Annotated in this window: 25 protein-coding genes; 14 read left to right on the top strand and 11 right to left on the bottom strand. The window is 72.4% G+C overall.

Annotated elements, in window-relative coordinates:
* Positions 1-50: 50 nt before the first annotated feature.
* Complete coding sequence (locus tag ACYVLJ_RS43170; protein WP_460443042.1) at positions 51-746, bottom strand: TetR/AcrR family transcriptional regulator; 696 nt, start codon at positions 744-746, stop codon at positions 51-53.
* 377 nt (positions 747-1,123) lie between these two features.
* Here ACYVLJ_RS43170 and ACYVLJ_RS43165 point away from each other — a divergent pair, with 377 nt between their 5' ends.
* Complete coding sequence (locus ACYVLJ_RS43165) at positions 1,124-1,549, top strand: DoxX family protein (protein ID WP_460443097.1); 426 nt, start codon at positions 1,124-1,126, stop codon at positions 1,547-1,549.
* On the opposite strand, the gene ACYVLJ_RS43160 is transcribed toward ACYVLJ_RS43165, so the two are convergent.
* The gene (locus tag ACYVLJ_RS43160; protein WP_451972196.1) at positions 1,546-2,061 is read right to left on the bottom strand and encodes a VOC family protein; all 516 of its coding nucleotides are present in this window, start codon (positions 2,059-2,061) and stop codon (positions 1,546-1,548) included. The two genes, ACYVLJ_RS43165 and ACYVLJ_RS43160, sit on opposite strands and share 4 nt — an antisense overlap.
* A gap of 41 nt (positions 2,062-2,102) precedes the next feature.
* Positions 2,103-2,741, bottom strand: coding sequence for a TetR/AcrR family transcriptional regulator (locus tag ACYVLJ_RS43155; protein WP_460443041.1), 639 nt, complete (start codon positions 2,739-2,741; stop codon positions 2,103-2,105).
* Positions 2,742-2,791: 50 nt separating this feature from the next.
* Between ACYVLJ_RS43155 and ACYVLJ_RS43150 the strand changes: the two genes are divergently transcribed.
* Positions 2,792-3,229: a YybH family protein gene (locus ACYVLJ_RS43150; protein ID WP_451972192.1), complete on the top strand. Its 438-nt coding sequence runs from the start codon at positions 2,792-2,794 to the stop codon at positions 3,227-3,229.
* 174 nt (positions 3,230-3,403) lie between these two features.
* Here ACYVLJ_RS43150 and ACYVLJ_RS43145 read toward each other — a convergent pair whose 3' ends face one another.
* Positions 3,404-4,162 (bottom strand): D-Ala-D-Ala carboxypeptidase family metallohydrolase, encoded by a 759-nt coding sequence (locus ACYVLJ_RS43145; protein WP_460443040.1) that lies wholly within the window; start codon positions 4,160-4,162, stop codon positions 3,404-3,406.
* A gap of 159 nt (positions 4,163-4,321) precedes the next feature.
* Between ACYVLJ_RS43145 and ACYVLJ_RS43140 the strand changes: the two genes are divergently transcribed.
* Positions 4,322-5,191 (top strand): alpha/beta fold hydrolase, encoded by an 870-nt coding sequence (locus ACYVLJ_RS43140; RefSeq protein WP_460443039.1) that lies wholly within the window; start codon positions 4,322-4,324, stop codon positions 5,189-5,191.
* Between the two features lie 4 nt (positions 5,192-5,195).
* Positions 5,196-5,786 carry a TetR/AcrR family transcriptional regulator gene (locus ACYVLJ_RS43135; RefSeq protein WP_460443038.1) on the top strand — a complete coding sequence of 197 codons (591 nt, stop codon included), beginning with the start codon at positions 5,196-5,198 and terminating at the stop codon, positions 5,784-5,786.
* Here ACYVLJ_RS43135 and ACYVLJ_RS43130 read toward each other — a convergent pair.
* Genes ACYVLJ_RS43130 through ACYVLJ_RS43120 form a run of 3 tightly spaced genes read right to left on the bottom strand, consistent with a single transcriptional unit; the run spans position 5,783 to position 8,048 of the window.
* The gene (locus ACYVLJ_RS43130) at positions 5,783-6,331 is read right to left on the bottom strand and encodes a dihydrofolate reductase family protein (RefSeq protein WP_451972184.1); all 549 of its coding nucleotides are present in this window, start codon (positions 6,329-6,331) and stop codon (positions 5,783-5,785) included. The genes ACYVLJ_RS43135 and ACYVLJ_RS43130 overlap by 4 nt on opposite strands.
* A 53-nt stretch (positions 6,332-6,384) precedes the next feature.
* On the bottom strand, positions 6,385-6,885 hold the full coding sequence (tsaA, locus tag ACYVLJ_RS43125) for a tRNA (N6-threonylcarbamoyladenosine(37)-N6)-methyltransferase TrmO (protein WP_451972182.1): 501 nt from the start codon (positions 6,883-6,885) through the stop codon (positions 6,385-6,387).
* 41 nt (positions 6,886-6,926) lie between these two features.
* Positions 6,927-8,048, bottom strand: coding sequence for a S1 family peptidase (locus tag ACYVLJ_RS43120; protein WP_460443037.1), 1,122 nt, complete (start codon positions 8,046-8,048; stop codon positions 6,927-6,929).
* Positions 8,049-8,424: 376 nt separating this feature from the next.
* Here ACYVLJ_RS43120 and ACYVLJ_RS43115 point away from each other — a divergent pair, with 376 nt between their 5' ends.
* Entirely contained in the window at positions 8,425-9,513 is a 1,089-nt protein-coding gene (locus ACYVLJ_RS43115; protein WP_460443036.1) for a mandelate racemase/muconate lactonizing enzyme family protein, read from the top strand.
* Positions 9,514-9,595: 82 nt separating this feature from the next.
* Here the strand turns inward: ACYVLJ_RS43115 and ACYVLJ_RS43110 are convergent, their stop codons facing one another.
* Together ACYVLJ_RS43110 and ACYVLJ_RS43105 are read right to left on the bottom strand one after the other, a co-directional pair.
* Entirely contained in the window at positions 9,596-9,937 is a 342-nt protein-coding gene (locus ACYVLJ_RS43110) for a hypothetical protein (RefSeq protein ID WP_460443035.1), read from the bottom strand.
* A 411-nt stretch (positions 9,938-10,348) separates the two neighbouring features.
* Positions 10,349-12,019, bottom strand: coding sequence for an alkaline phosphatase family protein (locus ACYVLJ_RS43105; RefSeq protein WP_460443034.1), 1,671 nt, complete (start codon positions 12,017-12,019; stop codon positions 10,349-10,351).
* Between the two features lie 504 nt (positions 12,020-12,523).
* Between ACYVLJ_RS43105 and ACYVLJ_RS43100 the strand changes: the two genes are divergently transcribed.
* From ACYVLJ_RS43100 to ACYVLJ_RS43070, 7 genes are all read left to right on the top strand, one after another.
* Positions 12,524-12,718, top strand: a complete 195-nt coding sequence (locus ACYVLJ_RS43100) for an antitoxin (RefSeq protein ID WP_451972172.1) — start codon at positions 12,524-12,526, stop codon at positions 12,716-12,718.
* A gap of 75 nt (positions 12,719-12,793) precedes the next feature.
* The gene (locus ACYVLJ_RS43095) at positions 12,794-13,966 is read left to right on the top strand and encodes a VanZ family protein (protein WP_460443033.1); all 1,173 of its coding nucleotides are present in this window, start codon (positions 12,794-12,796) and stop codon (positions 13,964-13,966) included.
* Between the two features lie 97 nt (positions 13,967-14,063).
* On the top strand, positions 14,064-14,450 hold the full coding sequence (locus ACYVLJ_RS43090; RefSeq protein WP_460443032.1) for an STAS domain-containing protein: 387 nt from the start codon (positions 14,064-14,066) through the stop codon (positions 14,448-14,450).
* Positions 14,451-14,542: 92 nt separating this feature from the next.
* Positions 14,543-14,941 carry an ATP-binding protein gene (locus ACYVLJ_RS43085; protein ID WP_460443031.1) on the top strand — a complete coding sequence of 133 codons (399 nt, stop codon included), beginning with the start codon at positions 14,543-14,545 and terminating at the stop codon, positions 14,939-14,941.
* Positions 14,934-16,559, top strand: a complete 1,626-nt coding sequence (locus ACYVLJ_RS43080) for a PP2C family protein-serine/threonine phosphatase (protein WP_460443030.1) — start codon at positions 14,934-14,936, stop codon at positions 16,557-16,559. Before ACYVLJ_RS43085 ends, ACYVLJ_RS43080 begins: the two co-directional genes overlap by 8 nt.
* A complete protein-coding gene (locus tag ACYVLJ_RS43075) occupies positions 16,556-17,626 on the top strand; it encodes a cobalamin B12-binding domain-containing protein (protein ID WP_451972163.1) in 1,071 nt (356 codons plus the stop codon). The genes ACYVLJ_RS43080 and ACYVLJ_RS43075 overlap by 4 nt, the downstream gene beginning before the upstream one ends.
* On the top strand, positions 17,623-17,970 hold the full coding sequence (locus ACYVLJ_RS43070; RefSeq protein WP_451972161.1) for an STAS domain-containing protein: 348 nt from the start codon (positions 17,623-17,625) through the stop codon (positions 17,968-17,970). Before ACYVLJ_RS43075 ends, ACYVLJ_RS43070 begins: the two co-directional genes overlap by 4 nt.
* Here the strand turns inward: ACYVLJ_RS43070 and ACYVLJ_RS43065 are convergent.
* Positions 17,967-18,761, bottom strand: a complete 795-nt coding sequence (locus tag ACYVLJ_RS43065) for an MBL fold metallo-hydrolase (RefSeq protein WP_460443029.1) — start codon at positions 18,759-18,761, stop codon at positions 17,967-17,969. The two genes, ACYVLJ_RS43070 and ACYVLJ_RS43065, sit on opposite strands and share 4 nt — an antisense overlap.
* Positions 18,762-18,808: 47 nt before the next feature.
* Here ACYVLJ_RS43065 and ACYVLJ_RS43060 point away from each other — a divergent pair, with 47 nt between their 5' ends.
* Positions 18,809-19,186, top strand: a complete 378-nt coding sequence (locus ACYVLJ_RS43060; protein ID WP_451972157.1) for a MerR family transcriptional regulator — start codon at positions 18,809-18,811, stop codon at positions 19,184-19,186.
* Here ACYVLJ_RS43060 and ACYVLJ_RS43055 read toward each other — a convergent pair.
* Positions 19,167-21,221: an MMPL family transporter gene (locus ACYVLJ_RS43055; RefSeq protein WP_460443028.1), complete on the bottom strand. Its 2,055-nt coding sequence runs from the start codon at positions 21,219-21,221 to the stop codon at positions 19,167-19,169. The genes ACYVLJ_RS43060 and ACYVLJ_RS43055 overlap by 20 nt on opposite strands.
* 74 nt (positions 21,222-21,295) lie before the next feature.
* On the opposite strand from ACYVLJ_RS43055, the gene ACYVLJ_RS43050 reads away from it, so the two are divergent.
* Complete coding sequence (locus ACYVLJ_RS43050; RefSeq protein WP_451972153.1) at positions 21,296-21,730, top strand: MarR family winged helix-turn-helix transcriptional regulator; 435 nt, start codon at positions 21,296-21,298, stop codon at positions 21,728-21,730.
* Positions 21,731-21,904 lie beyond the last annotated feature (174 nt).

Below are 21,904 nucleotides of genomic sequence, written 5' to 3'. Positions count from 1 at the left end.
GCCGATCAAGGCGGACGTTTCGGCCGGGGCTTGAACGTCGCTCGCCCGGGTCACGGCAGGTCCGTTCCGCCGGTCTCCGGGCGCGGGGTGGCGAGCGCGCCGTTGAGCAGGGCGTCGAACGCCCACCGCGCGCGAGCCGGGCCCGGGCCGGACACCAGGTCGCTGCCCAGCGCGGCGATGTGCGGGTGGGTTTCGGGCGACGCGGTGGCGACGGATTCGACCATGACGTCGTGCTCGCGGCCGGCCCCGGGCCGCTCCCGGCGGCTGCCGTGCTCGACGGCGGTCGCGGTGGCGGTCAGCAGCAGCACGTCGACGGCCCAGGCGGCCTGCCCGGCGGGCATCCCGCCCTCGGCGAGCAGCGCGAGCACGGCTTCGACGACGCCCAGGTAGTGCGGCCCGCTCAGCCGGGTCACCAGCGCGACCCGGGCGAGGCTCGGGTGCGCGAACAGCACCGACCGGTAGGAGTCCAGCACCGCCCAGAGGCGCTCGCGCCAGTCCCCCGCGCCGCCGAGGCCGACCTCCGCGAGCAGCTCGTCGAGGACCGCGGTGTGCAGCTCTTCGGTGTCCTTGACGTAGACGTAGAGCGAGGCCGCGCCGGTGTCGAGCTCCTTGGCGAGCCGGCGCATGGTGACCCGCTCGACGCCTTCGGCGCGCATGACCGCGACGGCGGTGGCCACGATCCCGTCGCGGGTCAGTGCCGGTTTCGCCGGACGCTCCCGGCGGTTGTACGTGCGTTCCGGAGCCATGCCGCCATGGTAGCGAACATGTTCGTTCCGAGCATGTTCGCCACCGTGACACGGGGCCGCGTCGCCGTTTTTCCACCGTGAAACGGCGATACGAAAAGAATCGGAAACACCGGCGAAACAGGACCAGAACGCAAACTGGTCTGGACCACATGAGGAAGATCACCCGTATGGCGGTTTCCCGTTACACCGCAACCTAAAGTGTCTGGTATAGACCACTGCGGCAAACAGCCGCAATTGCTCCGCCGAAAAACCGGTTAAGCAACTTTCGGAGGGTGCGTGAATCATTTACGACCGGTATATCTGAGCGCATCGACCCCGCAGAGGCCGGGCACGGCTCCGGCCGGTTCGAGGCCGCCCGCGACACCACCGGAGGCACCATGTCCCGTTTGGACCCGGCCCGCGAGCACGTCATCGGGCTCTACCGCATCGTCATCGGCTTCCTGTTCGCCTGCCACGGCTTGAAAACGCTCTTCGGCCTCTTCGGCGCGAAGGCACCCGCCGCCGTCGGGGCGTGGCCGGGCTGGTGGGCCGCGGTGATCCAGCTCGTCTGCGGCGCGCTGGCCTGCGTGGGTCTCGGCAGCCGCGCCGCGGCCGTCCTCGGGTCCGGCTCGATGGCCTTCGCCTACTTCACCGTGCACCTGCCGGACGGCCTGTTCCCGATCCAGAACGGCGGCGAAGCTGCGGCGCTCTTCTGCTGGGGCCTGCTCGTCGTCGCGTTCGCCGGCCCCGGTCGCTTCGCGCTCGGCAACCTGCCCGCCCTGCAGCGGAGTTCGCGGCCGGCCCGCGAGCGCGTCACCGCCTAGGAGCGCGAAATCCCCACGCCGCCGCGCGTGTCGGCGCCGTACTTCGCCAGCTCGCCCGCGAGGTCGAGCCGGCCGATGACCTTGCTCTTCGCGCGGTCGTCGTCGGTCAGCAGCTCGCGCGGGATGATCCAGACCACTTCGAACTCGAGCCCGCTGGGATCCTTGGCGTACAAGGACTTCGTGGTGCCGTGGTCGGAGGAGCCGACCAGCGCGCCGGCCGCCTCGAGCTTGCCGGCGAGCCGCTCGAGGTCGCCGAGCGTGTCGACCTCCCACGCGAGGTGGTACAGGCCGACCGACGTCTGGCCGGCGCCCGAGTTCCCGGCGTGCGGGCCGAGCTCGAAGAGGCCGAGGTCGTGGTCGTTGGCCGAGCCGGGGGCCCGCAGGAACGCCGCGCCGCGGTGGCTGTCGCCGCCTTCGATGTAGTCGAAGCCCAGCACGTCCCGGTAGAACGCGACGCTTTCGGCCAGATCCCGGACGTACAACACGGCGTGGTTCAGGCGAAAGATCGACATCGGGGCTCCCGCGCGCGGCACAATCGATTGAAGTTTCAACTTCAGGTTACCACGAAGGACGCTCCCCAGAGCCGCCCGAGCCACGCCGCGTAGCGCTCGTCCGGCCACCCGCGTTCCTCGACGAGGTGCTGCCACAGCGTCCCGTCCGTCGTGGACCACAGCACGTCGCGGCACTCCTCCTCCGCGACCGCCAGCTGTCCGGTCTCCGCGGCCGCGCGGGCGTGCTCGGCCATCGAGTCCAGCCGCTGGCGGTCGATCTCGGCGAGCATCGCCGCCGCCGAAGGGTCGCTCGACGCCGCTCCGCGCACCGCGCCGTGCAGGCGCGCGGTCCGGCGCATCGCCGCGGTGTTGAAGACCGCGAACGCCGCGAACCGCTGCCGCAGGTCGGACTCGGCGAACACGGCCCGCAGCTCCGGGCGCTCCAGCAGCGGGACGTCTTCGGCGTCACCGCCGACCGTCACGTCCCAGGTCCGGTGCAGCAGTCCCGGTTTGTTCTTGAAGGCCGAATAGACCGTCTCGGGCGCGACGCCGGCTTCACGCGCGACGTCCGCGATGGTCGTCCGGCCGTAACCCTTCGTGACGAAAAGGTCGTGCGCCGCGCTCAGGATGCGGCGCCGGTTCTCCCCGGCCTGTTCCCGCCGACGGCTGGCGTCGTAGCGGCGCTTGACGGGCCCATTCATCCGATACATCCTCACTGTATTGAAAACAGCACGACTGTATTGGAGTCATCATGCCCTCCGCCACCGAAGCGTTCCTGGCCGAGATGCTGCCCCGGCAGACCGCCGCCGAACGCGCCATCCACCACGGCGACCCGGCACCGCGCACCGCGCTCTGGTCGAAGGCCGATCCGGTGAGCCTTTTCGGTGCCTGGCTGCCGATCCGCACGGGCTGGGCCGACGTGAGCGACGCGTTCGGCCGGGTCGCCGCCCAGTTCTCCGACTCGCGCGAGTACCGCTTCGAGGTGGTCGCGGCCGGCGCGAGCGGTGACCTCGCCTACACGATCGGCTTCGAGCACAACACCGTGTCGGTCAACGGCAGACCGACGACGTACACACTGCGCGTCACGCACGTGTACCGCCGCGAAGAGGGCGAGTGGAAGATCGTCCACCGCCACGGCGACCGGCCGCCGGACGAGCCCGGCCCCGGGTCGGCGCTCCACTCTCGGTAGGTGCGGTGACCGACCGGGCGACAAACCTTCGACACCGCATCGAGGCCCTGGTCAGATGCCCCGGCGGTACGTAGGTTTGGTCCACCGCAGGACACCGTGTCAGCTGTCCCGCGGGCGGTGATGCCCCCGGATCCGACCTTTCCCCGAAGCCAAGTCCGGGGCATCACCGCACTTTCAGCTGACGGTGCCGCTCTCCCACCACCAGCTCTGCGAGCCGTAGGCGTACTCGACCCGGCTGTCCACGTGCTGGTGCGCGTCCGAGAGGGTGTACCGCTCGAGGCCGGAGAAGCCGCAGGCCTCGGCGAGCACGTAGACCTGGCGCGTGCTCAGCCCGCTCACGTAGGCGTCCGCCGCGACACCGTAGAGGTGCATGCTGTTCGACGCGCCGCCGACGGCCTGGTTGTGCGCGATGCTGCGGAAGCCGGACGAGATCGTGATCGCGCGGCCGCCCGCCTTGAGCCGCAACGCTTCCAGCTTGTACATCAGCCGCCGGACGTTCTCCTTGACCGTCGCCGCGCCGACCTTCCCGCCGCTGAAGCCGGTGCCGTCGTTCGACGTGAATTCGCCGAACTCGAAGTGCGCGGTCGACCCGTCGGCCGACTCGAGCGCGTTGAGCGCGGCGAAGTCGTCGGCGTCGGCGATCCCGTTGGCGGTCAGGTGGTTCGCGGCCTGGAAGCGCTTGAGCGCGGCGGCCGTGGCCGGCCCGAAGTCGCCGTCGGTGGCGACGTACGTCTGCTTCGGACCGTCGGCGGCCCAGCCGGCGATCCGGATCTGGAGTTCCTCGACGGCGGCGCCGGTCGAGCCGGACTGCAGGGAAGCCGGCCACGAGTAGGCCTCCGCGACCGCGGGGAACGCCGCCGGCGCGGCGACACCACCGGCCACGACGAGCCCGGACTTGAGCAGCGTGCGGCGGTCGAAACGGGACGGGCTCATCGAGACCTCCGTGGTCTTTCGGCGACGGGGGTGAAGTGGACACCCGCCGGCCAAACATCCGCCAACCCCGGACCCCGGCGCACCCCCGGCCGCGGCGGCGCTCGTGAATTCCCCACGGCCGCATTTACATACATACACCATGTATGTATTCTCGCCGGCATGACGACACGCAGCGAATCCTTGGGTCAGCAGCACCGGGTCCGGCTGCCCGCCGGCGAGGTGCGGTACTTCGAACGGGGCGAAGGCGCTCCCGTGGTGTTCGTCCACGGGGTGCTGACGAACGCCGAGCTGTGGCGGAAGGTGGTGCCGGACGTCGCCGCCGCGGGGTTCCGGTGCCTGGCCCCCGACCTGCCGCTCGGCTCGCACGACCTCCCGATGCGCGCGGACGCCGACCTCTCCCCCACCGGCAACGCCGATGTCATCGCCGACTTCCTCGAGGCGCTCGACCTGCGTGAGGTCACGCTCGTCGCGAACGACACCGGCGGCGCGCTGACGCAGATCCTGCTCAGCCGGCGGCCGGACCGCGTCGGGCGGGTCGTGCTCACGCCGTCGGACTGCTTCGAGTACTTCTTCCCGCCGATCTTCAAGACCCTGCCACTGGTCGCGAAGATTCCCGGCTCGATCGCGGTGCTCGCCCAGCTGCTGCGCTTCCGCGTGCTCTACCCGCTGCCGGTGCTCTTCGGCTGGGTGGTCAAACGACCTTTGCCGGACGACGTGGCGCAGGCCTACCTCTCGCCGCTGCGGAAGTCCGCCGGGGTGCGCCGCGACCTGCGCAAGCTGCTGCGGGACGTGCACCCGCGGCACACGCTCGCCGCCGCCGGAAAGCTGCGGACCTTCGACCGGCCCGTGCTGCTCGCCTGGGCCGCCGAGGACAAGCTGTTCCCGATCGAGCTGGCCCATCGCCTCGCCGCGCTGCTGCCGGACGCGAAGCTCGTCGAGATCCCGGACTCCTACACCTTCGTGTCCGAAGACCAGCCGGCGGCGCTGGCCGGGCACATCGTCGAGTTCGCGGGCGTCATGGCAGATTAGGCGGGTGCGACGTACCCAGCAGGACCGTTCCGCCGGCACGAAGGCCGCCCTGGTCGCCGCCGCGCGCGAGCTGTTCGCCGCCCGCGGCTACCAGGCCGTGCCGGCGGACGAGATCACCCGCGCCGCCGGGGTCACGCGCGGCGCGCTGTACCACCACTATTCCGACAAGCAGGGCCTGTTCCGGGCCGTCGTCGAGGAGCTCGAACGCGAGCTGACCGAGGAGATCGAGGCGGCCTTCTCCGGGGCCGCGGACCCGCTCACCGGCATGCTGCGGGGGCTCGGCGTGTTCCTCGACGCCTGCCTGCGCGAGGAGGTCCGCCGCATCTCGCTCACCGAAGCGCCCGCCGTGCTGGGCTGGGACGTCTGGCGCGAGATCGAGGAGGAACACGGGCTCGGCCTGCTCGTCACCGTGCTCGAGCGGGCCAGGACGGACGGGCTGATCGTGGAGATGCCCGTCCGCGCCCTGGCCCAGCTCGTGCTCAGCGCGGTGATGGAAGCGGCCCGGATGATCGCCGCGGCGGACGACCCGGCCGTGACGCGCGCCGAGGTCCAGCAGGTCCTGGCCGGCTGGCTCGGCGGCCTCCTGCGGACCTAGCGCGTCCGGTAGGTGCTGAGCACCGCGGGCCCGACCGTCGTGCTGGACACCAGCTTCAGGTCGGCGGGTGCCGAGCCGTCGAAGAGCCGCCGGCCCTCGCCCACCAGGCTCGGGAAGACGAGCAGGCGGTACTCGTCGACCAAGCCGTGCGTCGCGAGCTCCCGGGCGACCCCGACCGAACCGATCACGATCACGTCGCGCTCCTCGCGCGCCACCGCGTCGGCGAGATCTCCCTGCAGCAGCGTGGAGTTCCGCCACGCGGACACGTCGTCGAGCGTCCGCGAGGCGACCAGCTTCGACGCCGCGTTGAGCCGGTCCGGGAACTCGCCCGACCGACCCGGCCACAGCTTCGAGAACAGCTCCCAGGTCGTCCGGCCGAGCAGCAGGACGCCGGTGTCGAGCAGGGTGCCGAGCCGGAACTTGTCCCCGGCGACGGCCTCGGGGCCGTGCCGGAACGCCCAGCCGCCGAACGCCGTGCCGCCGGCGCCGTCCGGGTCCTCGACGACGCCGTCCAGGGTGAGGAATTCGACGACGATCACGCTCATGGCCACTCCCGGTGGGTTCTCGCCGCACCCTCGTGGCGCGGTCTCACCGGTATCTACCGGCGGCGGTCGCCGGATTCATCGGTCAGGTCGGAAGGAGTTGTGCCCTCGGGGACGTCGACCGCGTCGAACCAGCCGCACGCGGGCTCGCCGGGCGGCCGGTCGAACCGCGTCACGTACGGCTTGACGTCGAGCACGGGCGTGCCGTCGAGCAGGTCGACCCCGGCGAACCGGATCGTGGCGCCGCGGACGTCGAGGATCCGGACCAGGCTCAGCCCGATCGGGTTCGGCCGCCGCGGGCCGCGGGTGGCGAAGATGCCCATCCGGCGGCCTTCGCGGCGGAGCAGGAACGGGACCTGCGTCAGCCCGCCCGGCCGGCCGGGCCGGTCCAGCAGGCTCACCAGCCACGCGTAGTCGAAGCCGGCCAGGCCCGCGAGGCCTTCGGCGAACCGCTCGTCGAGCTCGATCGTGCCTTCCTCGGCCCGGTTCGCGGCCGCCTGGACGGGCGTGTGCTCGAGCTCCGTGCGCGCGGTCCGCACGACACCGATCGGGGTCATCGGGCCAGCCTAGGACGCCCGACCGGTGCCGCGCGCGAACGCTAGGCCGTGACGAGCGACAGGCCGTAGGTCTGCAGGATCTCGTTCACCGGCTGGAACCACGTCTCGCCGCCGGAGCTGCAGTTGCCCCAGCCGCCGGAGGTGACGCCCTGGGCCTGGTCACCGGTGATGAAGGAGCCGCCGGAGTCGCCGGGCTCGGCGCAGACGTTGGTCCGGGTCACCTGGTAGACGGCGCCCTGGGCGTAGTTGACCGTCTCGTTCAGGCCTTCGACGACCCCGCAGTGCCAGTGCGTCGTCGAGCCCGAGCGGCAGACCGACGTGCCGACCGGCGCGACCCAGGAACCGCGGACCAGCGCGTCGCTGACCGTGCCCCAGCCGAGCACGACCGGCGCGGTCCACCAGCCGTTGCCGATGCGAATGAACGAGTAGTCGTTGCCGGGGAAGGAAGAGCCGGCGAACGTGCCCATCGCCGAGCCGTCCCAGCCGACGACCGAGCTGCCGACGCCGCCGCAGTGGCCGGCGCTCACGAAGCCGCCCTGCACGGAGAAGCCGATCGAGCAGCGTGTGTTGCCGTTGATGTAGTACGGGTCGCCGCCGACGGTGCCCGCCGAGAACGGCCGGGCGGCCGGCGCGGTCGCCACGGTGACCGGACCCGCTTCGCGGGCCTTCGCCAGGAACGCGTCGACGTCGGCGCCGTGCGCGCCCGGCCGCAGGGTGACCACGACGCTGCCCGCGCGCGGGTCGGTGCGCCAGCCGCTGACGGCCGCGGGGGCCGGCTTCGCCTTGGCCGAGGCGTCGATCGCGGCCTTCGCCGCGTCCAGCTTCGCGGCGCTGACCCGGGCGGGAGCGGTTTCCGCGCCGGTCTTGCGAACGGCCGAGGCGGCGGCCGGGTCGGTCACGCCGACGACGAGCTTGCCGAGCGCGGGGTCGAACCAGGCACCGCCGAACGCGGCCCCGGCGGCCTGCTGCGCGGCCGGCAGCACGCGCGAGGCCGTCGTCTCCTGGCCGAGGCGGGCTTCGGCCTGAGCGGCGGTCAGGCCGAAATCCCGTTGCATGGCGGCGATCAACCCGGGTGACGCGACGGCCGGGCTGAGCGAGGCGGAGGCGAGGCTAGCGGTGAGGACCGCGGCGCCGCCGAGGGCGAGGGCGATTCTTCGACGCATGAGGTCTCCTTCGTGGCAGGGGGAAAGAAACTCACTGTGGGCCGAGTGTGCGGTGAGGCCGGGCGAGTGGTCCAGATTTGTCCGGTCTTCTGTCCGGAATTCGCGGAGGCGAACGACTGTCCATTGCGGACTTTATCACCATATCTGTTGCGCCACAGCACTTTCGGAGCACGCAAAAGAGCCGCGAGCCGGGCTCTCCCGTCCGCGTCGACGAAGGTCTGGACCAAGTACAGCACGCGGACGCGAGCGGTGGCCGGAACCAGAGTCTGCGGGGCAGCAGACGTGCATGACCGTCCCTCGACGGCCGGCCGTTGACATCCGACAGCGCGGCAAGCCAGAATCGTATTTCCTATAGGATTCAGCGTCAGGGGGATCGTTGACTGTCGTCACGCGGGCCGAGGCCTTTCTCGTCGACGTCGAGGTCGAGCAGGCCCGGACCGACGCGGTGCAGGCGTTCACGTCCCAGGAAACCGTGTTCGTGGAGCTGACCACGGCCGACGGCGGCAGCGGGCTCGGCTACTCGTACACGATCGGCACCGGCGGCAGCTCCGTCGTCGCCCTGCTGCGCGACCACCTGCTCCCCCGGCTCGTCGGCCGGGACTCGAGGCTGGTCGAGGCGCTCTGGCGGGACCTGTTCGCGGCCACGCGCGCGACGACCGTCGGTGCGATCACCTCGCTCGCGCTCGCCGCCGTCGACACCGCGTTGTGGGACCTGAAGTGCCGCCGGGCCGGCGAACCGCTGTGGCGCGCCGCCGGCGGGTTCCGCCCCCGCGTTCCGTTGTACGACACCGAGGGCGGCTGGCTGCACCTGAGCACCGAGGAGCTCGTCGCGGGCGCGAAGTCCGCCGTGGCGGCCGGCTGGGGCGGGGTCAAGGTCAAGATCGGCAAGCCGGACGCGAGCGAGGACCTCGAACGGCTCACCGCGGTCCGCGAGGCCGTCGGGCCGCGGTTCGACCTGATGGTGGACGCGAACCAGTCGATGACCGCCGCCGAAGCCGTCCGCCGGGCGGCCGCGTTCGGCGGCCTCGACCTGTCCTGGCTGGAAGAACCGCTGCCGGCCGACGACGTCAGCGGGCACGCGCGGCTCGCCGCGTCGACGTCGATCCCGGTCGCCGTGGGCGAGTCGCTGTACTCGATCGCGCAGTTCCGCGACTACCTGCACCGCGACGCGGCGGCGATCCTGCAGCCCGACGCCGCCCGGCTCGGCGGCATCACGCCGTGGCTGAAGGTCGCCCACCTCGCCGAGGCGCACAACGTCGAGGTGTGCCCGCACTTCCTGATGGAACTGCACGTCAGCCTGACCGCGGCGGTGCCGAACGGCCGGTACGTCGAGCACATCCCCCAGCTGCGCGCGATCACGCGCACCGAACTGACCGTCGAAAACGGCCACGCGGTGCCCCCGGAAACGCCCGGGCTCGGAATCGACTGGGACCGCGACGCGATGGACGACCGCCGTACGGTGTGACGAAGAATCGCTCGCGGGAAAGCGTGGACACAGCACCGCCCGGCCACCCGGAAAACGGGCAGCCGGACGGTTCCGTGCTGAATCAGATTTCGTCGACGTGGTAGGTGTACACCCGCGCCGGAACCAGCAGTGCACCGGAGCATTCCGCCGTCGCCGGACCGAACCCGTAGGGCACGAAATCCCCGGCGGCGAACCAGAAGACGTTGCCGTCCGAGCAGTGCGCGATCACCCGGTACCCGTAGCCCTCCCCAGGCAGGCAGCTCACCGAAACGCCCTGTCCGAAGAGGATTCCGTACCGCTCGGCGAAACAGCCGGGCGGCGCGAAGTCGCGTTCGGCGGCGGCCGCGGGACCGACCGCCAGACCCAGCAGGGAAAACACGGTGACCGCGAGTACCGCCAGCTTTTTGTGCAAACCGCTTCGCATGACCACTCCTCAGCGCGGAGAACCCCGACGTTATGAAGCGTAGGAGCGCGAAAGAATTACCGGCAATTCATCGGGCCAGTGAAAACCCGCGCAGCGGATAGTCACCACGCTGCTCCATCCGAGCTAGCCCGCGCCGGGAAACGCAAGCGGACGGGTGAGCATTTCCCCGGCGGCTCACGCAAACCCCGCGCCCGGCGTTCTTCGCGGCGTGGATCCGCACCTCGCTGGACGGTTTGAGCGACCGCGGGACAAGCCCCGCGCCCCCACCGAGCGCGGCATGTTCTCGCGCCGGCCGGCACCGAGGTGTGCCGGGCGAGCGCGCACCCGTCCCCGCGGCCGGTCGGCAGCAGGTCTCCGCCGCCGATGCGTCGGCGGGCCGGGCAAGTGCCCGGCCCGGCCCGCCGCCGGGGGTCAGTGGGCGAAGGCGGTCAGGAAGCGGTCGCGGAAGGAGTCCATCTTCCAGACCGGGGCCTGCGCCGCCGGGTGGAGGCCGTCCGTCCAGCCCCAGCCGGAAATGCGGTCCAGCACCTTCGGGTCCTTCGCCACGATCGTGATCGGGACGTCGTGCACCGCGCCCTGCGGGGTCACCACCGGGGGCTGGTGGTCGCCCAGGAAGACCAGCACGGTGTTCTCGTCGCCGTAGTGCTGCATGAACGAGATCAGCGTCTTCAGCGCGTAGTCCGTGGCGTCGCGGTAGGCGTCGCGGATCTTGGCGGGGTCCTTCCAGACCGACTCCGGCGCCTCCCCCGCCGCCGGCTGCGGCGCGAACACCGAGCCGTCGCCGACCTGGTTCCAGTCCACCAGCCACGGGCGCGGGGACCACGGCGCGTGGCTGGAAACCAGGTCCACCTCGGCCATCACCGGCTTCTGGCTCGACTTCGCGAGTTCGGTGCGCTGCAGCATCGACAGCGTGAACTGGTCGGGCATCGTGGCGTAGGCGTAGCCCGGCCCCCGGTAGCCGACGTGGTGGGCGTCGTAGTAGGCGTCCGGGTGGTAGAACCGCTGGCCCTCCGGCCAGTCCTTCGTGTGCGCCGGGACGTCCCACACCGTCTTCCAGCCCGCCCGCTGGAACGCGCCGCCGAGCGTCAGCCGGTCGCTGCCGAGGAGGTCGTTGTAGCGCTGCTGGTTGTCGATCCACATCCCGGACTGGACGGTCGAGTGCGCGAGCCAGCTCCCGCCCCCGAACGTCGAGGACGAGAGGAACGCGCTCTTGGCGCCGATGCCCGCTGCGCGCAGCTCGGCCGTGCCCGCGTCGAGCGTCGCCCCGATCTTCGTCCCGATCGCCGGGTCGTCGAGCGCGATCCGGCCGTAGCTCTCGACGAAGGTGAGCACGACGTTCTTGCCGCGCAGCCCGTTCAGCAGCTGGTCACCGGGGGTGGCGCGGAACGCGTCTTCGGCCGCGACCTCGCCGAACGGCCGCTGCTCGCGCAGGTCCGCGCCGACCTGGCGCAGGTCGCCGTAGGCCAGCGCGGCCGCGCTCTGCGCGGCGAGCGGCTGCCCCGGCGCGATCTCCACGCCGAACACCGAGCAGACGATCCAGACGACCCCCAGCACGGCCACGACACGCGTCGATTCGGTGCGGCGCCCGGCGGCGACCCGGGTCAGCCGCAGCATCGCCAGGACCATCAGCACGACCACGGCGACCGCGAGCAGGCCGGCGCCGGCGAGCACGGCGAGCGCGCCCGCGTCCCCGATCTGCCCGGCGAGGAACTCGACCCCGGCGCTGAAGAAACTCCAGTCGTAGACCGGGTCGAACGGCTTCTCCAGGGTCGCGTAGAAGCCCGTGTCGAGCGCCTTCAGCACGACGAGCAGGCCGAGCACCACCCCGACGGCGACCGCGACCACCCGGCGGGCGTGCGGCGGCAGGACCAGCACGAACGCCGCGACGATGAGCCCCTCGACCGGCACCCGCACCAGTGCCTCGCCGGAGAACGCCGTGAGGTCGTCCGGGGCGAGCAGCGCGAACAGCACGAGCAGCGCGGCCAGCACCGTCAGGATCCGGCCGGCGACGACGTGCCGGCGGCCGAGCCGGGGCAGGCCGAAGTCGGGGAGCGGGGTGGTCGGTCCGGTTCGTCCGGGCATGCTGGCCTCACGTCGTTCGCGGCGGTGACCGCGCGGCCCGTGCGGCCGGGCCGGCGATCCTCACCCGGTATACGGGTCGCGGCGCCGGGAGGTTCACGCGGGCGGCCGGAGTACAGCCGTTCCGGGACGATCCGGACGCCCGCCGCCCGGCGTCCGGTTCCGGCGGCGGTGTCCGTCCGCCCAGGTACCGGTCGTACATTTCGCGCAGCGGCGCCTTTTCCGGGTCGGCGGCCGCCACGGCGATCCCGGGCAGCCGTGGAACTCCGCGTCGGCGGCGGCTTTGACGTCGACCACACGAGGTGGGCGACGCAGGCCGCCGGGGCGAAAGGAATCGGGCGTTACCCGAACTCCGCGTGTTCAAACCCGGACCACCGGCTTTCACCCGGGAAAGGGGCCGTATTACCCACGACAGGGGAGTGCATACGGCCATTCGGTTGCGGGCCCGCTGCGCCGGTGATGTCCTCGGGGGGTCCGAAGATCGGATTCCGAACGGAGGCCGACCCGATGAATCTGTTCGACAAGGCGAAAGAGGCTCTGGGCAAGCACCCGGACCAGGCCGACCAAGGCGTCGACAAGGCGGCCGATGCCGCCAAGCAGCGCTTCGGCGACCACGCCGACAAGATCGACCAGGGCTCGGAAAAGGTGAAGGACTTCCTGCACAAGCAGGACGGCGGCGGGCAGGACGCGCCCCCGCAGTGATCCGGCGCCGGTAGCCGCCCAGCCGTCCGGGGGAAGCGCGCTTCGCTTTCCCCGCGGCTGGGTACCACCGGCTCCGTGGTCGCCACCTACCTCGTCCCCGTCCGGACGGCCCTCATCCTCTTCCCGTTCCTCGTGCTGGCCGTCATGCTCCCGGCCGCGTTCGTCAGCTACCGCCGCCGGGGCCGTGCCGGCGGGTGGCCGACCTTCGTCTTCTACACGTTCCTCTTCTACCTGCTGGCGATCGCGACGCAGACGGTGCTGCCGCTGCCCGCCGATCCGGCGTACTGCGCGGGTCACACGTACGCGAGTTCTCCGCAGTTGCGGCCTTTCTACTTCGTCGAAGTCGTCGCGCAGCGCGCTCGCGGTCACTGGAGTCCCGGCGCGCTGCTGCACAACCCGGCGGTCTGGACCACCGCGCTCAACGTCGTGATGCTGGTACCGCTCGGCTTCTACGTGCGCTACGCGCAGAAGATGCGGCTGATCCCCGCGACGCTGGTCGGTTTCGGCGTTTCCCTGTTCTTCGAACTGACGCAGCTGACCGGCCTGTGGTTCGTCTACCCGTGCCCGTACCGGCTCTTCAGCGTGGACGACCTGATCCTCAACACCGCCGGCGTCGTCGTCGGCTGGGTCCTCGCCGGCCCGCTCGGCCGGCTGCTCCCCTCCCCGGAGCCGGAACACGAGCGGCGCCGCTACGCCGCCAAGGTCACGTTCACCCGGCGGCTGTTCGCGCTGGCCACCGACCTGCTCGGGTTCGCCGCCCTGCTCGGCTTCCTGTTCGGCCTGCTGACGCTGTTCGGCGAGGACCTGACCCACCGCGACACGCCGGTCGTGATCCTCGCCGTGGTGTGGTTCGTGGTGCTGCCCGCGGTGACCGGCTCGACGCCCGGCAAACGGGCGATGCTGCTGCGCGTGACGCGCCGCGGCGGCCGCCGGGCCGGACCGGTCGCGCTGCTGGTCCGCAACGGCGTCCTGCTTTCGCCGCTCTGGCTGACGTGGCTGGTGCTGGACCTGGACCACTGGGATCTCGGCGCGCACCCCGAGCGGTTGCTGCTGCCCGCCGGGCTCGCCGCGGCCGTGTTCGTGGTCGGCGTCTGGACGCCGCTGGCGGTGCTGCTGGACAGCGAGCACCGGGCGCCTTACGAGCGCCTGACCAGGACCGTCAACGTCGCCATCGTGCCACCGGGGGTGCCCGAGCCCGAACCGGCACCCGCGCCCGCGGCGCGCACGGAGGTCCTCAAAGGACGGTGACACGGTGCTGCCCGGGATCCGCGGCGCTGGTAGATTGCCACGGGAGCAGGGTTGAGCCGCCAGCCCGCGTCCCCGATCCCCCATTCTGGAGCCCTGCATGACCACCGACGCTACGCGGCCCCGGCAGCGGTTCTCCGGTGGCGGCTGGTCCCTCGAAGTCCGCGACGACGGTGACCCGCACGTCTACACCCTGAGCGGCGAGTTCGACTTCGCCGTTTCGGCGAAGCTCGCCGACCTGCTCCCCGGCGATCCCGGCGCCGTCCGGGTCGTGCTGGACATGACCGAGGTCGAGTACTGCGACTCCAGCTGCCTGCAGGTCCTGCTGCGGCTGGGCGGCAGCCTGCGCGAAGCGGGCGGCCGGCTGGCCCTGGTGACGACCGTGCACGCCGTCGTCCGCCCGATCGAGCTGCTGGGCCTCGGCGACGTCATGCCGGTGCACCCCAGCTTCGCCGCGGCCCTCGCCTCCTGGGGCGAGGAAGCATGACGGCCTCCGGCACCCGTGTCAGCGGGCCCGGTTCCGGGCATGAAGACGGGGAGGGCTTCACCGCGGGGTCCGGCACGGCGAAGGAGGCGGACGTGAACCTGCGATCGGTCCGGCACGAGCTGGGCATCACCGCCGAGCTCAGCGAGCTGGCCAAGGTCCGCCACTGGGTGCGCGCGGTGCTGCGGGGCCTGCCCTCGCACGTCGTCAGCACCGCGGTCATGGTGGTCGACGAACTGGCGTCCAACGCGCTGCGCCACGGCCGTGCCCCCTACCACGTCCGGCTGCTGCCCGGTGGCGCCAAGCTGCGGATCGAGGTCGACGACGGCGGCGGCGAACCGGCCCGCCGGCGGACGCCGAACGACCACGGCGGCCGCGGGCTCCTGCTGGTGGAGCGCTGCGCCGCCGCGTGGGGCCAGCTGCGCCGCCCCAGCGGCAAGACCCTGTGGGCCGAGCTGACCACCGATCAGGACCCGGCCGGAGCCCATGGCTGACCCGGTGACGGCGCCGCCCGCCCCCGTCAGCGGCGACCTGGGCTGGGCCGCCGCTCCCACCGCGGCGATCGTGGCCGACGACACGGGGGCCGTCCGGCTGCTCAACGACGCCGCCCGTGCGCTGTTCCCCGCCGCCGGGCCCGGCCGTCCGCTGGCCGGCACGGTCGCGGACTGGCTGGCCGAAGCCCACGAGCGCGGCTCCGAGGCGGTCGTGCGCGGCGAGGCCGCCGAGCGCGCCTTCGCGGCCCACCCGATCCCCCACGGCACCGCCGTGACGTGGTGGCTGGTCGACGAGACCGACGCCCGCGTGGCCCGCGAGGCGCTGGCCCGGGAGCAGGAGCGGACGGCGTTCCTCAGCGACGCCTCGGCCGCGCTGCTCGGGTCGCTCAACCTCGAACGCTGCATGGAGGTCGCCGCCCGGCTCGCCGCGCAGCACCTCGCCGACGCGGCCATGGTCCTGGCGCCCGCGACGGGCGGCGGCTTCCCCGTCGTCACCTGCCTGCGCGGCGGCGAGCCGGTCCGGTCCCGGTTCGAAATCGACCCGGACGAGCTGCCCGGGCTCGGCGAGGCCCTGCAGGGCTTCCCGCCGGTGCCTTCGCGCTGGCTCGATCCGGACGCCGCCCCCGGCTGGGTGCTGCCCTCGGGCTTCGGCGCGGCCGGCTCGATCGTCGTCACGCCCCTGCCGGGCCACGGCGTGCCCGCGGGCGCCCTGGTGCTGCTGCGCCGCGACGACCGGGCGTCGTTCACCGAGCAGGAAGAGCTCTTCGCGCGGCTGTTCGCGGCGCGGGCCGGCGCCGCGATGTCGGCGGCGCGCGTGTTCGCACTCCAGGCGTCGATCACGGACACGCTGATGCGTGAACTGCTCCCGCCCACCCTCGAACAGCTCGGCGGCGTCGAGTTCGCCGGCCGCTACCGCCCGGCCCGCGACGGCGAGCGGATCGGCGGCGACTTCTACGACGTGCACTCCGCGATCACCGCCGAGGGCGACGAGTCGCTGGCCGTGCTCGGCGACGTCTGCGGCAAGGGCCTCGACGCGGCCGTGCTGACCGGCAAGATCCGCACCACGCTGCGGGCGCTGCTGCCGATGGCCGACGACCATGCGCGGCTGCTGAACCTGCTCAACAGCACGCTCGCCGACAGCCGCAACGCCCGGTTCGTCACCCTCGTGCTGGCCTCCGCGCGCCGCGACGGCGCCACGGTCCGGCTGCGCGTCACCTGCGCGGGTCATCCCCCGCCCCTGATCGTCCGGGCCGACGGCCGGGTCGAGGAGGCCGACAGCCACGGCAGCCTGATCGGCGTGCTGCCGCAGATCGAGTCCACGGGCGCGGACATCACGCTCGAGCCGGGCGAGACCTGCCTGCTCTACACCGACGGGATCGTCGAAGCCCGCGGCGGGCCGCTCGGGGAAGCCATGTTCGGCGAGGAGCGGCTCCGGCAGTCGCTGGCCGAGTGCGCCAACATGCCGGCCGACGCCGTCGTCGAGCGGATCCAGATGCTCGCGTCGCAGTGGATCGGGCGCGGCACCCACGACGACATGGCGGTACTGGCGATCACGGCCCCGCGCGGGCAGCACCTGGCCGCGGTCGGCGGCCACGGTCGCGGGAGGTACACCGCATGACCACCGCTACCCGCGGCACCGGGGTGGCCGAGTACTCCGAACGGCTCTGGGCCGCCGTCACGACCGGCGACGAGTACGCCGCCGGCGACATCGTCGTCCAGGCGCTCGGCGACGGGGCCGACCCGGAGAGCGTGCTGCTCGACGTGATCGGCGCCGTGCAGCGCAAGGTCGGCCTGGAGTGGGCGGCGAACCGGCTGACCGTCGCGCAGGAGCACGCGGCGACCGCGATCAACGACCGCGTGATCGCGACGTTCGGCTACGTGCTGAAGCGGCCCGAACCACACCTCGGCCGCGTCACGGTCGCCTGCGTCGACGGCGAGTGGCACGCGATGCCCGCCCGGCTGCTCTCGGAAGTGCTGCGGCTGCGCGGGTTCCAGGTCGACTACCTCGGCGCGCAGGTGCCCGCCCCGCACCTGGTCGCCCACCTGCACCGCACCGGGCCGGACGCGGTCGCGCTGTCGGGCTCCATCGCGACCCGGCTGCCGACCGCGCACGCCACGATCACGGCCTGCCAGGCCGCGGCGACCCCGGTCATCGCGGGTGGCGCCGCGTTCGGGCCCGACGGCCGGTACGCGCGGCTGCTCGGCGCCGAAGCGTGGGCGCCCGACGCGCGCTCGGCCGCCGACCGGCTGACCGAACCGCTCCCCCGCCCGCACACCGGGCACCAGCCGCTCGACGACCTGCCGCACCTGGCCGACCAGGAGTACACCCTGGTCACGCGCAGCTCCGGCCGGCTCGTCAAGTCGGTGCTGGCCGGGCTCGAGGAGCGCGTCCCGGCGATGCGGGCGTACACCGAACTGCAGCGCCAGCACACGGCCGAGGACCTCGCGCACATCGTCGAGTTCCTGGCGACGGCCCTCTACGTCGGCGACAGCGAGTTGTTCACCGGCTTCCTGACCTGGACGGCCGGGATCCTCACCGCGCGCGGCGTCCCGGCCGCCTCCCTGGTGCCCGCCCTCGACCTGCTCGAAGCGGAGCTGCGCGACTTCCCGCGGGCGACGGAGCTGCTCCGGACCGCACGCACGCACTTGGCGGGTCCGGCCGCCGGATCGGAGCTCTCGGCATGACGTTGACCTGCGCCTGGACCACGTCGGACGGCGTCACGGCCCGCGTCTCGATCGTCGGCGACCTCGAGTTCGCCACGGCCGGGCAGCTGCTGCGGCTGGTCACCGACCGGCTGACCGAGTACCCGGGCGTCCGGGACGTGCGGCTCGACTGCGGTGAGATCGCCTTCTGCGACTCCTCCGGCCTGTCCACGCTGCTGCTCGTCCAGCGCGCCGTCACGGGCGCGGACGCCCGGCTGCACCTGGACAACCGGACGCACGCCCTCGAGCGGCTGCTGGCCCTCACCGGGACCGCGGGGTACCTGATCGGCGAAACCGCGGCGTCCCGGGCGCGGCTCGACTCCTAGGCCCGCAGCCGGGCCAGCTCCCACGGGTCGTGGGCGCTGAAGACCGTCACCTCGCCGCCGTGGCGCCGGACCAGCTCGCGCAGCCGCGCCTGCGTCCCCAGCCGCAGGTCGTGGTGGATTTCGGAGCGGGTCTGGACGACGTCCATGACCGGGTGCGGCGCGGGCTCGGCGTCGAGTTCCCGGTGGTAGTAGTACGCGTCCCCGCAGTGCAACAGCCACCGGGTGCCGTCGTGCAGCGCGACCCCGGCGTGACCGGTGGTGTGCCCGCCGAGCGGCACGAGCCGGATGTCGGCTTTCAGGCCGGCCAGTGGCACGGACGCGAAGCCGAACCAGTCGTCGCCGGACGGCGGCCCGTAGGCCGCCCACCGCGGCCCGTGCGCCCAGTGGGCGGGCCGGTACCGGAAGCTCGGCGCCTCGGCGAGGGCCGCGTCCCGTTCCGCGGCGAGGACGTGCACCCGCGCGTCCGGGAAGTCGGGCAGGCCGCCGCAGTGGTCGACGTCGAGGTGCGTGACGACGACGTGGCGTACGTCCCCGGGTGAGAAGCCGAGGCGCGCGACCTGCCGGACGGCGGTTTCGTCCTCGGCGAGCAGGGGCCGGGCCATCGCGACCCAGTCGCCGCCCAGCGTGGTTTCGGGGTCCCGGACGTCGCCGAGGCCGAGACCGGTCTCGACGAGCACGAGACCGTCGTGGTCGGTCTCGGCGAGCAGGCAGTGGTTGACCGCGGGCGCGGCCGGGAGCCCGGGGGCTTCGATCTGCCGCACGGACCCGCAGTTGAGGTGGTGGATCTTCATGCCGTCATCGTCTGACTTGAACTACGCTTCAAGTCAAGGAGGCCACGATGACCCTGCTCGACATCGCCGAAGTCGCCGAGAAGTCCGGTCTGGCGCCGTCGGCGCTGCGGTTCTACGAGAAGCGCGGGCTCGTCGAACCGGCCGGGCGCAACGGCCTGCGGCGCACCTACCACCCGGACGTCCTGCGCCGGCTCGACCTCGTCGCCTGCGCGCGCGGCGCGGGCTTCACGATCGCGGAGATCGCGCGGTTCCTCGTGGCGACCCCGGGCGACGACGCGCTGCGCGAGCGGATGGCCGCCAAGGCGACCGAGCTGGACGACGCCATCGACCGGCTGTCGCGCATGCGCGACAGCCTGCGGCACGCGGCGACCTGCGACCACGTGCCGCTCGTCGAGTGCCCGGACTTCAAGCGGGCGATTTCGTAGCCTTCGCCAGCGCCGACGGCCACCAGATCCGGCGCCCGACGTCGACGGTCAGCGCGGGCACCAGCAGCGACCGCACCAGGAACGTGTCGAGCAGGACGCCGAACGCGACGATGAACGCGATCTGGGCCAGGAACAGGATCGGGATCACCGCGAGCGCGGAGAACGTCGCGGCGAGCACGACGCCGGCCGAGGTGATCACGCCGCCGGTCAGCGACAGCCCGCGCAACGTGCCGTCCCGCGTCCCGCGGGTCAGCGCCTCTTCGCGGACCCGCGTCATCAGGAAGATGTTGTAGTCGATCCCGAGCGCCACCAGGAAGACGAACCCGAACAGCGGCACCACGGGGTCCGCGCCCGGGAAGTCCAGGAGGTGGTTGAAGACCAGCGCCGACACGCCCATGGTCGCCGCGAACGACAGCACCACCGTCGCGATCAGCAGCAGGGGCGCCAGCAGCGACCGCAGCAGCAGGGCCAGCACGAGGAAGATCACCAGCAGCACGATCGGGATGATCAGCGCGCGGTCGCGTTCCGAGGTCCGCTGCGTGTCGAGCTGGATCGCCGTGGGGCCACCGACTTTCGCGTTCGCGCCCGGGATCGCGTGCACGGCGTCGCGCAGGCGGCCGACGGTCGCGACCGCCGCCTCGGAGTCCGCCGGGTCGTTCAGCACGGACAGGATCTGCACCCGGCCGTGCACTTCCTTCGGCAGCGGCACCGACTGCGCGATTCCGTCCATTTTGGACGCTGCCAGCACGGCGGGCACCGCGCCGGCGTCGGCGATGGTGATCGCCGGTGCGCCGAGGCCACCGGGGAAGTGGCGGCCCAGGACGTCCTGGCCGGTACCGGACTCGACCTGGGTGAGGAAGACGTCGGACTGCGCGGTGCCGGACGCCTTGAGCTGCGGCAGGAACGCGACGCCGATGCCGAGCACCAGCGCCGTCACGACCCAGACCGCGCGCGGCCGGCGGCCGACCAGCCGCGCGACGCGGCCCCAGATCCCGGCCGTCTCCGGGTGGGCCGAGCCGAGCACGGGCCTGAACGGCCAGAACGCGCCGCGGCCGCAGAGCGCCAGTGCGGCGGGCAGGAACGTCGTGGACGCGAGCAGGGCGGCGCCGATGCCGATCGCCGCGACCGGGCCCAGGCCCTTGTTGGAGTTCAGGTCGCTGAACAGCAGGCACAGCACGCCGAGGATCACGGTGCCCGCCGACGCGGCGATCGGCTCGAGCGTCGCGCGCCAGGCGAGCCTCAGCGCGTCGAACCGGCTCGGCGTGTCGCGCAGCTGCTCGCGGAACCGCGCGACGAGCAGGAGCGCGTAGTCGGTCGCCGCGCCGAAGACGAGGATCGAGAGGATGCCCTGGCTCTGGCCGTTGAGCGCGAGGACGTCGTTCTTCGCCAGCAGGTAGACGACGAGGCTGGCGAGCCCGAGCGCGAACACGGCGGACAGCAGCACCAGGAACGGCAGCAGCGGGCTGCGGTAGACCGCGATGAGGATCAGCGCGACCACGCCCCCGGCGACGAGCAGCAGGATCCCGTCGATGCCGCCGAAGGCCTTGACCAGGTCCGCGATCTGCCCGGCCGGGCCGGTGACCAGCACGGTGAGCCCGGCCGGGGCGCCGGTGAGCTGCGCGCGGACCTCCTTGACGACGTCGGCGGGGTTGCCGTCGGCGAGGATCGGCACGGCGAGCTGGACGGCCTGGTCGTCCCGCGGTGCCTGTTCGGGCGTGCCCAGCGGGCCGACGACGCCGGGGATTCCGCCGAGCTCCCGGGCCTTGGCGTCGAGGAAGCGGCGGTCTTCGGCGGTGAGGCCGGTCGTGCGCTCGGCGACGATGGTCGCGGGCAGCACTTGGCGCGGGGTGAACGCCTTCTGCTCGTCGGCGACCTCGGTGGCCTCGGCCGACCGGGGCAGGAAGGCGGCGTTGTCGTTCTTTGCGACTTGGCTGAGCTTCCCGGCGTACGGCCCGCCGATACCGCCCAGCGCGAGCCAGGCGATCACCAGGAGGGCGGGGATCAGCCAGCGGAGGCGGCGCGGCGTCTGGTTCATGGTCGCTAAGGTCCCTTCGAGCGTGAACACGCCCAATTGTTCAGCAGGCTGAACATTCTGCACGACGACCCGGAGTGACGGTGAGCACAACCCCCGAACCCGATCTGAGCACCTGGCCGACAGGCCGGCTGCTCGCCGTGGCCGCCCGGCTGGTGGAGCACCGCTGGGAGGCCGTGCTCGGCGGGATGGGACTCACCCACGCGGGGCTGATCGCGCTCCACACGCTGCGGGACGGGCCGCTGTCCCAGCGGGCGCTGGCCCAGCGCTGCCAGGTGACCGACCAGACGATGAGCCGCACCCTCGACCGGCTCGCCAAGGCGGGGTTCGTCACGCGGACGCCGGACCCGGCCGACGCCCGCCGTCACCTCACCCGGTTGACGGCGCCCGGCCGGGCCGTCCACGAACGGGCGGTGCGCGCGGAACCCGCGCTGCTCGGAGTCCTGGGCGACGACGACGCTTTCCGCGCCGGCCTCTTGGACCTGATCACCCGGCTCTCCACGACCGAGTGACCCCATGACCTCGGCGATCACCCGGTGGCGGTTGAGACTTTGCCGTGCTGGGTACGTCTTCTGGCATGTGGATCGCGGTGAGCACCCCAGTGGCCCTCCTGATCGCTACCGTCCTCATGGAGCGGTTCGAGCGACGATGTTCCCTGGTGCCCACCGTGAAAGCCGAGCACGCCG

The sequence above is a fragment of the Amycolatopsis stemonae genome, from assembly GCF_054781455.1.
The sequence above is the reverse complement of the archived record's forward strand: the minus strand, read 5'-3'. Positions and strand labels throughout refer to the sequence as shown.